This window comes from Martelella sp. FOR1707, from assembly GCF_053484265.1.
In genome coordinates this window covers 399,509-413,689 of record NZ_JBAKFP010000005.1, presented here as the reverse complement: position 1 = coordinate 413,689, position 14,181 = coordinate 399,509, and the positions used below count along the sequence as shown (strand labels likewise).

Here is a 14,181-nt window from a genome sequence, read left to right as displayed (position 1 = left end):
GAATACCCTCCTTGGGTGTTTCCTCCCTAGACTTAACCGCGCCACAAGCGCGGTTTTTTTTGACAGGCTCATTCCGCCGCAAGGCCGGGCGCCTCCCCCTCTTCCCTCAAAAACGCCGCGAACTCGCCGATGAACAGGTTGATCGCCTGCTTGACCGCGACGAATTCCGGCTTCTTCTGCAGGCTCGCCTCATCGGCGTAGAGCCGGCGCGAGACCTCGATCTGCAGCGCATGGCAATCGGCCGCCGGGCGTCCGTAATGCTCGGTGATGAAGCCGCCGGCATAGGGCTTGTTGTAGGCGGTCGAAAAACCCATGCCTTCCAGGATCGAGATCGCGGCATAGGCGATCGCCGCCGAGGCGCTGGTGCCGTAGCGGTCGCCGATGATGAAATCCGGCCGCCGGCGATGCCCGCCGACCGACACCGTGCCGGGCATCGAATGGCAGTCGATCAGCACCGCGCGGCCGAAATTGCGCCGCGTCTCCTGCAACAGCGCCTTGAGGCTCTGGTGATAGGGCCGGTAGATCCACTCGATGCGCGACAGCCCCTCCGCCACGTCGAGCGGCGCGTCATAGATCGGCATGTTCTCCGCCACGATCTTCGGTATGGTGCCGAGCCCGCCGATAACCCGCGGCGAAACCGCGTTGATATGGGCGGGCAGTGGACCGGAAAACATCCGCGGGTCCAGTTCGAACGGCTCCCGATTGACGTCGAGGAAGGCGCGCGGAAAGAACGCCCGCTGCAACGGCGCGCCGAAAGCGGGCGCGGCCGAAAACAGCTCGTCGACATAAAGATCCTCGGAGCGGCGAATCTGCTGCGCATCGAGCCGCGAGGCGGCGAGGAATTCGCGGGTGTAGACCCGGCCCGAATGCGGCGAGTTGAAGACCAGCGGCAGCGTCTGCTCCTCGGGGCGGATCACCTCGAAGAACACGTTCCGGCCGTCCCCGTCCTCCCGCCCTTCCTGTCTGCTGCCTTCTGTCACCTGCGCTCCTTCGGTGCCTCGATGGATGAAATCTAGGACGCCCGGCCCCTCCTGCCAAGCCGCCGTGGAAGCGCTTCAAAACTTTGGGGCCGTATTTATTGCTTGTTTACGACAGAGGGTCTATCAGACCGTTAAGATGCGCCGATGTGGTTGAGCTGATGCTGATGAAAATCCTGCTTGCGGAAGATGACGATGACATGCGCCGTTTTTTGGTGAAGGCGCTGGAAAAGGCGGGCTATCAGGTCGCCGCCTTCGACAATGGCGCAAGCGCCTATGACCGGCTGCGCGAGGAGCCGTTCTCGCTGCTTCTGACCGACATCGTCATGCCGGAAATGGACGGGATCGAACTGGCGCGCCGCGCCACCGAGCTCGACCCCGATCTCAAGGTGATCTTCATCACCGGTTTCGCCGCCGTGGCGCTGAATGCCGATTCGCAGGCCCCGAAGGATGCCAAGGTGCTTTCCAAGCCGTTCCACCTGCGCGATCTGGTCGACGAAGTCGAAAAGGTGCTGGCCGCCTGACAAGCCCGAAGCCCCTGTCAAAAAAGCTTCAGAAATAAGTTGACGCCGCCGCCAAAGTTTGGAATACACCGCGCCACGGATGGGCGTGTAGCTCAGCGGGAGAGCACTACGTTGACATCGTAGGGGTCACAAGTTCGATCCTTGTCACGCCCACCATCCCATTCACGGAATTTGAAGGGCTTTCGCAATGCGGAAGCCTTTTCGCGTTCTGGACGCCCGGTCCAGGCGAACAAACCTACCTCTCCTTAGCCGCATTTCGCGCATTCCAGGCGATTCCCCCTGGCGGCGAAATGCGATAGGTCTTTTCGGGCCGCCGCCCATTCATCCCGGAGCGCGGCGGACTGAGGGAATGGACATGGCATTTTGCGTTTTGAGTTTCGATATCGGCGGCACGTCGATCCGGGCGGCGACGGCGGTTGATGGCGGCGCGCCGGGTGCGGTTTCGCGTTATGATACGCCGGCGCATGATCGCGAGGCCTTTCTCGCGCGCCTCGCCGGCATTGCAGCGGACCTTTCGCAAAAGCCCGACGCGATCGCGATTTCGCTTGCCGGCGTTGTCGATCCCGAGACCGGGCGGATGATCGTCGCCAACATTCCAGCGATCCACGACACCGATCTTGCCGCCGATCTTCAGGCCCGCACCGGCATTCCCGTCATTGTCGCCAATGACGCGGATTGCTTTGCCGTGGCCGAGACCGTGTTCGGCGCGGGGCGCGGCCACGAGATCGTGTTCGGCATCATTCTCGGCACCGGCGTCGGCGGCGGACTGGTCTCCGGCGGACGGCTGATCAACGCCGGCGGCGGCTTTGCCGGCGAATGGGGCCACGGGCCGATCGCGCCGACCATGGCGGGCGGCATCGCGATACCGCATTTTGCCTGCGGCTGCGGCCTTTCAGGCTGCCTCGACACCGTTGCCGGCGCCCGCGGCATTGAGCGGCTGCATGCCCATCTTCACGGCGCGTCCCTCGATTCGAGGGCCATTCTAGAGGCGTGGCGGGCGGGCGAGGTTGCGGCGACCCGCACCGTCAGCGTCTATCTCGATCTCATCGCGGGGCCGCTCGCGGTCTGCGTCAACCTGACCGGCGCCACCATCGTGCCGGCCGGCGGCGGACTTGCCGGCGCGCACGATCTGCTCGCTGCGATCGACGAGGCGGTGCGACCGCTCACGCTGTGGAAGTTCGACCGCCCGCTGGTGGTGCCGGCGGCAAGCGGGGCCGAGCCCGGTCTAGCCGGCGCCGCGGCCATCGCCTTTCAAAAGCAGGCTCAGTCCTCGTAGCGACCGAAGCGGGTCAGCATCGCCTTGGTGGCGATCCCGAGCAGCACCGAGAAGATCACCAGCGCCAGCGAGAACGACATCGTGTTGGTGGAGAACCAGTTGGTCAGCACAAGACGGATATTGCTGATCGAAAACGGCGTATCGAAGATGAAGTCGGTCGCGCCGATGCCGACATTGTCGATCACCCCGGTATTGCGGTTATAGGTCGTGACCCTTCCCTGGACGGCGTCCCAGTGCTGGCGCTTCATCAGCGCGGCCATGCCGTTGGACAGGTTTTCCTGGGAGGGCGCAGAGATCATCGTCCAGGCCCCGTCGCCGTCCGGACTCGGCTCCTGCGCGACGATCATCGAGACCGAGTTCGGCGGCAGATAGTCGGAATCCGGGCGCGGCAGGAAGCGCAGCGTCTCGAAGGAAAGGTCGTAATTGCGCTTGAGATATTTCTCGACCTCGAAAATCCAGTTGTACCACCCGGCCGTCACCTGCTCGTCCCACTCTTCGATCGTGGTTTCGGGGGCTTCGTTGTAATTGGCCTCGCCGCCGACCTGCTGGGTCCACACGCTGCGGCTGGTCTGCGAGATCTGGGTCTGCCGGAGCGCCTGCGCCGGCAATTGCCCAATGGAGCCGAGGAAAATTGCGTCGCCCTCGCCCACATCCTCGATCGAATGCACCACGTCCACCGGAATCTGTTCGCGCGCGGCATTGGCAAGCTTGGCGACGAAATCGGATGCGGAGGCAAGCGTATCCGGGCTGAGCGTATCGATATAGAGCGGAATGCGCGCCTTGTCGCGCGAATACGGGAAACCCGTGCCGCTCGTCGCCCAAAGATCCGGCACCTGCGCGACGCGACCGAAATTCGGCATCACGAATTCGGTGGTGTCGAACACGGCGAAGCGCGGCGTATCGTCGGCAGTCGCGCCCGGCAGGCAGGCGGCATCTTCCTTGGTCAAAAGCGCGGCTTCCAGCACGATCTTGTTCACGCCCGGCTTCATGTGGCGCATGGTGAAACGCACCGGCGTGCGCCGGAGCACCGCGCCATTGACGGTGCTGATCGGCCATGTTGCGGCAAGCTGATCGTTGACGAACACGTGCAGGCGGCTGCCCGGCAGCACGATCGGCCCATAGGCGGCGTCGAGCATCAGCCGGGCCTCGCCATAGGCATCGGCGTAGAAATCGGCAGGCAGGCCGATGGTGAATTCGGCGCGGAACACGCGGCCCGAAAATTCCTGGGTCGGAATGCCGAGCTGCTCGAAGGTCAGCGTCTTGCGACCGGTCAGGAGCTGGGTGTCCTGCTTGCGCCAGGAATGGGTGGAATAGGCCTCGTCCTTCATCGCGGCGCTGCGGGCGGCAGGCGCGGTGATGCCGTCGATCAGCGGACCGATGCGCTGCCAGGACGGCGCGACCAGAACCAGCACGCTCTGGCCGAGCGCGTTGGTGCCGATGAAGCGCGCCGATTGCGCCGTGCCAATATCCGGCAGCGCATCGCCAAGCAGCGGGCGAAGCTCATCCGGCGTGCCTACATAGACCGGCAGCACGCCGGAGGCGAATTTCACCGGCTCGGAGGTGGAATAGGTGAAATAGGTGTTCGGCATGTCCGCCAGCAGAGCGAGGCCCTGCGCCAGCTCCAGCAGCGGATCGCCCGCGATCGTATCGGCAAGGCCAGGTGCTACGATATGAAACTGGGTTCGCCCGATCGCATCGACGCCGACCGCGCGGATATCGCCGATCGAGGAAAGCTCGGCCGTCGCCGGATCGCCGAAGATCAGGAAGGTCCGTTCCGGGTCGATGTCGGTCCAAAGATCATAGGTCGAATCGAGATCGCAATCGGTGCGGTGGCGGAGCTTGTATTTGATCGAGAACTGGTTGTAGCCCGGCTTCAGGACGCCCGCCGGCACCTCGAAACGCAGATCGGATTGGCGCTCGGACGAATCGAGCGGCGGTGCTGCGATTTCGACATTGTTGAATGCGATCGACAGCTTAGAATATTCCGGCGCCACGAAGATCGAATTCTGATAGCCGATATTGAACTGCGAGGCCGATTTCGCCTGTGCCTCGGTCAGATAGACCGACCAGGCCCGCTCACCGTTTTCGCCCTCGAGCCGCATCTGGTCGGCCGGCACGATATAACGGAAAAACGGCACCGTTTCGGCAACCGGCTCGGGTGTGGCGGCGGGCGAAGTCGGCGTAGGCGGGGCGGAAGGCGCGCGCGGAAGCGGGCCGGAGCCGTCGCTGCCCATGTCAAAAGGCGCGACGGTGCCCGACGCGGCGGGCGGCGTTGTCGTCTGTGCCGAGACGAGGGGAACGCCGGCCAGGATAAATGCCAGAAAAAGCAGGATCCGTTTCATCAGCTCTTGCCCTTCGCCCGTGCGGCGCCGCCGCCCGTGTTCGGCTGATACTTCCCGATGAAATAGCTCATGCCGCGGCCCATCTGTCGCACCGACATCTTGATGAACCAGAATGTGCCGGCAAGCGTGCCCGGGTCATTCTTGCGCGATTGGAGAAGCTGTTGCCAGCGCTCCGAATTGGCGAACATGAGATCGGAAATCACCGAGAAATGCAAGCTCGAGACGGGCGCGTAACGGCAGCCGACCATGGCGAGTTCGCCGAGCGAGCGGGCGTGGCGGATCATCACCGGCACCTCGCCGGCATCGCCGCCGCGATGCGGCTCGACCCGGAGCAGCGCATGGGTGCCGGGGCGCAGGCGGTCGAGATCGCGCACTTGCACCTGAAGACCCGCGCCGTCGGTCGAGACATCCTCGATCGTACCGCGATAGACGCTGTCGCCGATCACCAGCTCGCAGCGGCGCGACATCTTGATGCGCCGCGCCTTCTGGCGTTCGCCGGCTTCCGAGACGACGCCGAGCGCAGCGGCAGTCAGGAACAGGTTGAGGAAGTTCCAGCCGCCCACCACCCAGGTGACGCCCGCCAGATAGGGCTCTGCATAGAGCCGGTAGACCATCATCACGCTGGCGGCGACGAATATGAAGAAAATGATGAAGAACGGCCGGCTGATTTCGGAAAGTCGGCTGTGCTCGATCGACTCGTCCTTCGCCGTCACCTTGAAGGACGGCTTCTTGGGATTGATGATGGCCGAAACCACCGCCGGCATCAGGTGAACGGTCTGGATGTATTCGTAGAGTTCGGAAATCCAGGGCCAGCGGAACTGGCCGAACAGATAGTTCTGGATCAGCATGTTCACGATCAGATAGGACAGCGTATAGGCCAGGAACTCGCCGCCGGAGGCATCGAAGATCTGCAGGCCAAAGAACAGGTAGCACAGCGGCGCGATCATGAACGAGGCGCGTGCGAAGGGAAACAGCCAGAACAGGTTCGACGACATGTAGCAAAGCCGCTGCGGCAGGCTCAGCCCGCGCAGGAGCAGCGGAAACTTGAACCGCAGGATCTGCATCATGCCCTGCCCCCAACGGCTGCGCTGACCGATGAACGAGGAGAAGGTCGCCGGCTGAAGGCCTGCAATCAGCGGGCGGTCGACATAGACGCTGTTCCACCCGTTAGAGTGCAGTTCGACGGCGGTTTCGCAGTCCTCGGTGATCGAAACGCCGGAAAAGCCGTTCACGGAGTTCAGCGCCTCGCGGCGCAGCACCGCGGCGGAGCCGCAGAAGAACGAGGCGTTCCACTTGTCGAGGCCGCGCTGGATGATGCCGTAGAACATCTCGTTCTCGCTCGGCATCATCTCATAGGTTCTGAGATTGCGCTCCAGCGGATCGGGATTGATGAAGAAATGAGGCGTCTGGACCAGGAAGAGCCTGGGGTCTTCCATGAAGTAGCCGACCGTTTCCTCAAGGAAGTCGTTGGCGGGCGCGTGGTCGGCATCGAACACCACGATCAGGTCGCCGGTGGTGTACTGAAGCGCGTGGTTCATGTTGCCCGCCTTGGCGTGCTCGTTGCGCGGGCGGGTAATGTAGCCGACGCCGAGCTCGGCGCAGATCTGCCTCAGCTCGCGATGACGCGTCTGGGCAAGGCTCGCCTCCACCAGGTTCTTGGAGTTGCGCTTCTGCTCGGTCCCGCCATCGTCGAGCAGGTAGACCTTGAGCTTTTCCGCCGGATAGTCCATGGCCTTGGCTGCGGCGAGCGTATGCGCAAGCATCGTCGAGTCCTCGTTATAGGACGGGACGTAGACATCGACATAGGGCAGGTCACCCTCGAGCTTGCCCCAGCGCGGGCGCACCGGAAGCGGCAGCGCGACCACGAACAGGCTGAGCGCCAGCATGCCCACCGAAAACATCTCGGCGCAGTAAAGCAACACGCCTGGAATGAAGTTCTGCAGTTCGGTGATCGGCGGAAGCGTGCTGGTGGTGCGCCAGAACACATAGCGCAACACAATGGATGTCCCGAAAGCCAGCGCGATCAGCCGCCAATTGCCCTCGGCATGCATCTGCTTGAGGACCAACATCACGGCCACGGCAACAAAGCTCACGACGATCTGCGTGCGCAGGTCGATCGGGAGCGTGACGAGGCCGAGGATAAAGATCGCTGTAATAATCCAGGCAATGGTAATTGCGATCTTGCGCATTAAACAGGTCCTTACGAACGGAGTATTCCGGACTTATACGCAAGAAAACTAAAAATTGTCTTGCGCGGATATAGTTTTTTTCCGGTATCGCCCGGTGCAGCGGCCCGTGCCGTCAATGCATATCCGCCCTATCCGTCTGATTTTTAGCAATTTTGTGGTCCGATGGCGATATCCGCCCGAACTGATCGCGCAATCCGCCGCCCGACACTACTCGCAGCTTACCGTCGTTGAACCCGGCAGCAGGCGGCATGGCGGCGCCGGGATTGAGCGAGTGGCAGAAGCGGGAGCTCCGAAGTTGGCCGCAGCCGGGCTGGCCGGCGCTGTCGCCGACGCGGCGGCGGCCGGACGCGCGGGCACCGGAATGCTGGACGAAGCCGGGGCAGAGGCCGGCGCGCCGATCGTGGGCGAGACGGACGCCGGCGCGGCGCTTGTCGATGTCGCGGGCGTCTGACGGCCTGGCGTCGGGATGGTCGAGGCCGGCGCGCCGGCGGCGGGCAGGCCGGGCGTATAGGCCCCGGGCATGGCGGGCGTGCCGACGTAACCGGCCGACGGCAGGCTTCCCGGCGGCAGGCGCACGACATCGACATTGATCTCGTCGCCTGTAGAGATTGGACGCGTCGTCACGCGGGTCACCGGCGCGGTGCTGGCGTTCGAGGATTTCAGCACCTTCTCGGTGTCGGCGACGCGTTCGGGCCGCGGGTCATAGGCCTTGCGCGGATAGGTCGGTGCGCCAGTCTCGCCCAGAAGCGGCGGCGGACCGGCCTGCTCGCCATAGGGGTTCCAGCCGAAGGCATCGACCGCGGCGGCAATGGTATAGCCGTACATGATCCCGAGTAGGTCATCCTCCGAGGCCCCGGCCTCGCAGAAGCGCACCCGCACCTGGATCGTGCCGGCCTGGCCGAAAGCCGCGAGGCTATCCTGCCCCGGCCTGATCTGCTGCCAGCCATACATGCACAGATCGTCGCCCCTGCCATGGCCGAAGGCATAGCCGAACGGGCCGTAATTGTTCTGCACGTAATAGGGCGAGCGAACCATGCGCACGCCCGGCAGTCGCTCACGCATCTCCTCATCGATGCGGCGGTCGGTAATCGACTGGTAGGACAGGCTGTTGCCATTCATCCGCGCATAGTTGCGGGTGCCGAAGAAGACGGCGTGGATCGCGTTCTGGCCGGGCGTGCGCGCATCGGTGCGCAGCATGATCTGCTGGTCGATCGCGTTGGAAAACTGCTCCTCGAGAACCGAGACGATCGCCGGGCCGCCGGGCGGCGGCATGATCACGGCCTCTTCCGGCAGAAGATTGCGCACCGAAGACGTATACGGCAGCAGATTGCCGGCGCAGCTTGCCAGAAGGCCCGCGGCGACAAGGCCCAAAGCCGCGCGGCAGCGGGACCTGATCTGACGGGCAACGGCAATTGACATCTTTGAGCACACCTTGGTTTGTCGCCGCCGGGGCGGCATAAAGCCCGGACCGGTCTTTTATATTCCGCATTCATATTTTTCAGAGTTTGGTAAATAAAGAACTAACGCGGGGCGGTGGCGATGCATCGGAAAATTAACGGATTCTCAAAAACTTCGGCGACATTCGTCCCGTTTTTAATATTTCTTAACGACAATACGTGTTTGTAGTGAATCACATTACGTTCGCCGCAAGCCGGACACAGGGGACCCGACATGCAAAGCCGCGCAAATTCCGCTGCACCCAAGGATGAAGGCTTCCCCGTCCCCTATCACGAAAGCGCCGATGCTGGCGGTGAACACACGGGTAATAATGCGGGCACAGCCGGTTCCGGTATCAGGAACCGCCGCTCGGCCGGAGTATGGATGCCATGAAGCTGACTTATGTTGCACTGACGGCAGGCGCGATCGCCATGATCGGTGCAATCGGCATGGGCAGCATGGGCGCGCCCGGCCGCAAGCTTCCGGTTTCCACCGCGCTGGCCGAGCCGACCGAGGCGTTCAGCCAGGCCTATGAGCAAATCGTCAACGATGACGCGCCGGCGCCCGCGCCTGCGGCCGAACCGCGCTTTTCGGCGGTGACCGAGGCCCAGGCCCAGGAGCCCTCCACCAATCTGCGCAATCTGCCCGACAACCCAACGCCGCCGCAGACCAACGCGTCAACCTCCCAACCGGCCCAGCAGACTGCTGAACAGCCGACGCAGGAACCGGAACGCTCCCCGGTCGATGAAAGCGCGCTGCGTTATTTCGCCCAGCAGGGCGATCTGGAACGCCTTCAGGCGGAAATTTCGCGGCTGCGCTCGCTTTATCCCAACTGGACGCCGCCGGCCAATCCGCTGGCGATCGAGGACGGCGAGGACGAGCAGCTCAACGCGATGTGGCAGGCCTATGCGCGCGGCAATTACGCCGAGGTCCGCCAGTTGATCCAGACCCGCCAGACGGAAGAGCCCGACTGGTTGCCGCCGGCCGACCTGATCGACCGCCTGCAGATCGCCGAAAACCGGACCGCGCTGATCCAGGCGTCGGAGGACGGCGAATACGAGAAGGTCATCGATCTCGCCTCGCAATCGCCAAGCATCCTGACCTGCGCGGAAATCAATGTCCTGTGGCTGGTGAGCGAAGCCTTCGCCAAGACCGACAAGCTCAACCGCGCGATGGACAGCTACACCTATATCATGAAGAACTGCGACAATACGCAGGAGCGCCTCGCCACGTTGCAGAAGGCGCTGGCCGTCATGCCCTATGAGGACATGAAGACGCTGATCAGCTTCGAGCGTCCCGACGAGCAGGACATGCCCGAATTTCAGGAGATCAGCGAAAACCTGCTGCGCGACCGCTTCGCCGAAGCCGGCGACGACGAAACCATCGTCATCTCCCCCGAAGATCTCGCAGCGATGGAGAAACTCGCCAACACCTCCAATTCCGCCAATGATGCGGAGCTGCTTGGCTGGTATTTCCTGATCCGCGGCAGCGAAAACGCCGCCGAACCCTGGTTCCGCAAGGCTCGCGAGGAAGGCGACTCGGCCACGATCTCGCAGGGACTGGCGCTGATCCTAATCGAACTGGACAAGGCCGAAGAGGCCGAATCGGTGATGTATCCCTGGCGCAACGACAGTAATGAAGCGCTCGACACCTATCTCAACGCCGTGGTCCGGATGCTCGGCCGGATTCCGCGCAAGGATTATCCCACCGATGTCCTGAGCCGCATGGCCGAGGTCATTACCGAAGCCAAGAGCATGACCGCCGCCCAGCAGTTCGGCTGGTACTCCAAGGATTCAACCAGCCGCTGGCGGCGCTGCAATGGTTCGAGGCAGCGCTTTCCTGGCAGCCCTGGTATGAGCCGGCTGCCTATGGCGTGACGCTGACGCTCAACGACATGAACTACAAGCCCGGCGTCTACCTGATGCAGAAGATCTGGGCGCCCTATTCCGAGCGCATCGCCTGGCTGAACGATCCCAACGCGCCGGTGACCACGCTTGAAAACATGATGGCGACCGTGTTCGAACTGACGGTGCTGAAGGAAGCGAACGGAAAAAGCCGCACCGTGGCCGTGCCGATCGCCGAGATCGACCTCGCCACCGGCCAGCAGACCCCGATCGGCGCAACCGCCATGCCCTCGTCGCCCGGACAGCCGCAGAACGCCGTGGCCCTGACGGCGCCCGTCGCGTCGCCCGGCGCGCTCGGACTCGGCGCGGAGGCCGATACCGCGCCCGCCAATTACGTGCCGGACTACTACCAGTATTACTATGGCGGCGGCGCAGGCGCGCAAACGGCGCTGCCCGGAAGTCCCGAAAGCCGCGTTCAGGCGCTGGAACGGCTCAGCATTCCGCGCTCGATGATCCGCACCGATCCGGTGACCGGCGTGCAGACCGTGACCGTGCTGAACACCGCGCTTCAACCGGAGGCGAACCGCTATCAGGCCTCCGCGGCCCAGATCCAGGCGGCGTTCTACACCACGGGTCAACCTTCGGACAAAACCGAGATCTACCGGTTCGACGAACAGGCCTACGCCAATCGCGACTATCTGCGCCAGTTCCAGATCGCCTATTATCTGAACGTCGTCGGCGCCGCCGATACGAGCGGAGACCAGATCATGGTTTCCAGGCTTCCCGCCGGCACCCAGTTGCCCGAGGGCACGGCGATACCGATCGCCGACGCCGAACCCGCCGTGGTGCGCACATCGAGCTCGACATCGTCGTCGACCCGGCGCGTGGCCTCCAGCGGCACGTCTTCCTCCTCCGGCTCGAGCTGCTGGAACGGTCGTTCCGCCGAAAACCTGTCGCCGGATGCGGCGCTGCGCCATGGCTGGTGCCTGATGGACCTGCAGCGGCCGACCGAAGCCGCCCGCGCCTTCGAGACCGCGCTCGGCTCGTCCTCGGCGAAAAACCGCGAGGAAGCCGCCTATGGCCAGAGCCTTGCCTATATGCGCCTCGGCCTGACCAACAAGGCCGCCGTCGCAGCCTCCCAGGAGCCGCTGAGCCGCGAACGCCAGCTCAACCTGCAGGTCGATATCCTCTCGGCGCGCGCGATCGCCGCCTATCAGGGCGGACATTACCAGGATGCGCTGCTGCTCCTGAACCAGCGCAACCAGCTGGCGCCGGAAGAAACAGGCCTGATGGTGATCAAGGGCTATGCCTATTACAATCTCGGCCGCTACACCGATGCCCATCAGGTGTTCAGCGCGCTTGCCGAAATGGGCAACCCCAAGGGCATGGCAGGCCTGGCTCTTGTCCGCAACCAGCTCGGCCTGCCGGGCAGCAACTGACGACGCGACCGTACTTGGGTGAAAAGAGCTCTACGGCTTGTCCGTCGGCAGCGCGCCGGCGCGCTTCTCCGCCTCGAAGGAGGCGTGCGCATCGACATAGGCTTCCTGCCGGGCGACGCTCCAGTAGCGCAGTTCCTCCAGCGGAATGTGCTTGCCCGTGACGGCGCAGACCACGTAACTGCCGGGGGTCACGACCTCGAAATTGGCGTCGAGATAGCGGATCCGCGCCGCCCCCTTGCCGCTTCCATCAAAGATATTCACCGCTTGATCTCCAGTTCCGAATGCCGTTTCGCCATCAGCGCCCGAACAGGCGCTCGATATCGGCGAGCTTCAGTTCGATATAGGTCGGCCGGCCGTGATTGCACTGGCCGGAACCCGGCGTGGTCTCCATCTGTCTGAGGAGAGCATTCATTTCGTCGACGCGCAAGCGCCTGCCGGACCGCACCGAACCGTGGCAGGCCATGGTCGCCGCCACGCTTTCGAGCTTTGCGCGCAGACCATCGGCGGTTTCCCACTCGCCAGCCTCATCGGCAAGCTGGCGGATCAGCGCCGCGGCATCGACCTCGCCGAGCAGCGCCGGGGTTTCGCGCACGGCGAGCGCGCCGGGGCCGAAGCGCTCATAGACAAGACCGAGCCGTGCCAGTTCGTCGGCAAACGGCATCAGCCGGTCGCAGTCTTCCTCCGGCATGTCGACGATTTCCGGGATCAGCAGCATCTGCGAGGGCAGTCTATCTTTAGAAAAGGCTGTCCGAAGCGCCTCATAGACGAGGCGCTCATGGGCGGCGTGCTGGTCGACGATGACGAGGCCGGTATCGGTCTGGGCGACGATATAGTTTTCATGCACCTGCGCCCGCGCCGCGCCGAGCGGATGGTCCGGCGACGGCTGGACGGCCGGGCCCGGCTCCTCGCCGCGCGCCGATGGCGTCGCAAAGCCCGCAAAGCCGGCCGGAGCTTCAGCGAAGCCGGGCGCCGTCTCACCGAAGCGCGGCACGGCCTCTTCCCGGAAACCCTCCGGTCGATAGGGCGATTGTTGCGGCGACCATTGGGCATTGGTGGCCCGCTCATAATCGCCCCTGTAGAACCGTGACGCGGCGGCAGGCTCGGGCGAGAAACGCGGCGTGAACGCCCTCAGCATGGCATCCGCGCCGGTGGAGGAGGCCCGGTCGCCCGCCCGCGTCAGCGCCTCGCGGATCGCGCCTACGATCAGCCCGCGCACCAGGGCCGGATCGCGAAACCGGACATCGGCCTTGGCCGGATGGACATTGACGTCGACCAGCGCCGGATCGAGCGAGAACCACAGAACGGCCACCGGATAGCGCCCCTTCGGCACCGTCTCGGCATAGGCCGCGCGGATCGCGCCGAGAAGCAGCCGGTCCTGCACCGGACGACCGTTGACGAAGGCATAGAGATGGCCGGAATTGCCGCGGTTGAAGGTCGGCACGCCGGCAAAGCCGGAGAGCGTCACATCCTCGCGCACGGCATCGATCTCGATCGCGTTCGAGCGGAAATCGCGGCCGAGCACCTGGGCGATGCGCGCCAGCCGGTCGTCGCCGGTCGCCGGCAGTTCCAGCGTGGAACGATCCGAGCCCGACAGCACGAAACGCGTCGCCGGGAAGGCCAGCGCCATGCGCTTGACCACCTCGGTAATCGCGCCGGCCTCGGCGCGCTCGGTTTTGAGGAATTTCAGCCGCGCCGGCGTTGCGAAGAAAAGGTCGCGCACCTCGACGATCGTACCGGCATTGACCGGGGCCGGCTCCGGCTCGCCGGAGCGCCCGCCTTCCAGCGCGATGCGATAGCCCTCGCCCGCCTCGCGCGTGCGGCTTGAAATCGAAAGCCGCGCCACCGAGCCGATCGAGGGCAGCGCCTCGCCGCGAAAGCCGAGCGTGCGGATATCGGTGAGATCGGCGGTGATCTTGGAGGTGCAATGCCGTTTGACCGCGAGCGCCAGATCCTCACGGCTCATGCCGGAGCCATTATCCGTGACCCGCAGCAGCGCCTTGCCGCCGCCGGCCGTCGCGATCTCGATCCGGGTCGCCCCGGCATCGAGCGCGTTTTCGACAAGTTCCTTGGCGGCGCTCGCCGGCCGTTCGATGACCTCGCCGGCGGCGATCTGGTTGATGACGGTTTCGGAAAGCTGTCTGATGCTCATGGCG

At 64.1% G+C, this 14,181-nt stretch carries 10 protein-coding genes and 1 tRNA gene; 5 read left to right on the top strand and 6 right to left on the bottom strand.

What is annotated here, in order from left to right; genetic code table 11:
- Nucleotides 1-68 precede the first annotated feature (68 nt).
- Nucleotides 69-980, bottom strand: coding sequence for an N-formylglutamate amidohydrolase (locus V6765_RS16220; RefSeq protein ID WP_448430586.1), 912 nt, complete (start codon nt 978-980; stop codon nt 69-71).
- Between the two features lie 158 nt (nt 981-1,138).
- Here V6765_RS16220 and cpdR point away from each other — a divergent pair, with 158 nt between their 5' ends.
- The 3 genes from cpdR (at nt 1,139) to V6765_RS16205 (ending at nt 2,777) form a co-directional block, all read left to right on the top strand.
- Entirely contained in the window at nt 1,139-1,501 is a 363-nt protein-coding gene (gene cpdR, locus V6765_RS16215) for a cell cycle two-component system response regulator CpdR (RefSeq protein ID WP_018064862.1), read from the top strand.
- Nucleotides 1,502-1,582: 81 nt separating this feature from the next.
- Nucleotides 1,583-1,657: transfer RNA gene (locus tag V6765_RS16210), tRNA-Val, on the top strand.
- 193 nt (nt 1,658-1,850) lie between these two features.
- Complete coding sequence (locus V6765_RS16205; RefSeq protein ID WP_448430584.1) at nt 1,851-2,777, top strand: ROK family protein; 927 nt, start codon at nt 1,851-1,853, stop codon at nt 2,775-2,777.
- On the opposite strand, the gene V6765_RS16200 is transcribed toward V6765_RS16205, so the two are convergent.
- The 3 genes from V6765_RS16200 to bcsN form a co-directional block, all read right to left on the bottom strand.
- A complete protein-coding gene (locus V6765_RS16200; protein ID WP_448430582.1) occupies nt 2,765-5,119 on the bottom strand; it encodes a cellulose biosynthesis cyclic di-GMP-binding regulatory protein BcsB in 2,355 nt (784 codons plus the stop codon). The genes V6765_RS16205 and V6765_RS16200 overlap by 13 nt on opposite strands.
- Nucleotides 5,119-7,308: a UDP-forming cellulose synthase catalytic subunit gene (gene bcsA, locus V6765_RS16195; protein WP_448430580.1), complete on the bottom strand. Its 2,190-nt coding sequence runs from the start codon at nt 7,306-7,308 to the stop codon at nt 5,119-5,121. Before bcsA ends, V6765_RS16200 begins: the two co-directional genes overlap by 1 nt.
- A gap of 207 nt (nt 7,309-7,515) precedes the next feature.
- Nucleotides 7,516-8,727 carry a cellulose biosynthesis protein BcsN gene (bcsN, locus tag V6765_RS16190; protein ID WP_448430578.1) on the bottom strand — a complete coding sequence of 404 codons (1,212 nt, stop codon included), beginning with the start codon at nt 8,725-8,727 and terminating at the stop codon, nt 7,516-7,518.
- Nucleotides 8,728-9,134: 407 nt separating this feature from the next.
- Between bcsN and V6765_RS16185 the strand changes: the two genes are divergently transcribed.
- Entirely contained in the window at nt 9,135-10,622 is a 1,488-nt protein-coding gene (locus V6765_RS16185) for a hypothetical protein (RefSeq protein ID WP_448430576.1), read from the top strand.
- Nucleotides 10,619-12,028: a hypothetical protein gene (locus tag V6765_RS16180; RefSeq protein WP_448430574.1), complete on the top strand. Its 1,410-nt coding sequence runs from the start codon at nt 10,619-10,621 to the stop codon at nt 12,026-12,028. Before V6765_RS16185 ends, V6765_RS16180 begins: the two co-directional genes overlap by 4 nt.
- A 30-nt stretch (nt 12,029-12,058) precedes the next feature.
- Here the strand turns inward: V6765_RS16180 and V6765_RS16175 are convergent, their stop codons facing one another.
- Entirely contained in the window at nt 12,059-12,289 is a 231-nt protein-coding gene (locus V6765_RS16175) for a DUF2093 domain-containing protein (protein ID WP_347446124.1), read from the bottom strand.
- Nucleotides 12,290-12,323: 34 nt separating this feature from the next.
- Nucleotides 12,324-14,177 carry a DNA mismatch repair endonuclease MutL gene (mutL, locus tag V6765_RS16170; RefSeq protein WP_448430572.1) on the bottom strand — a complete coding sequence of 618 codons (1,854 nt, stop codon included), beginning with the start codon at nt 14,175-14,177 and terminating at the stop codon, nt 12,324-12,326.
- Nucleotides 14,178-14,181 lie beyond the last annotated feature (4 nt).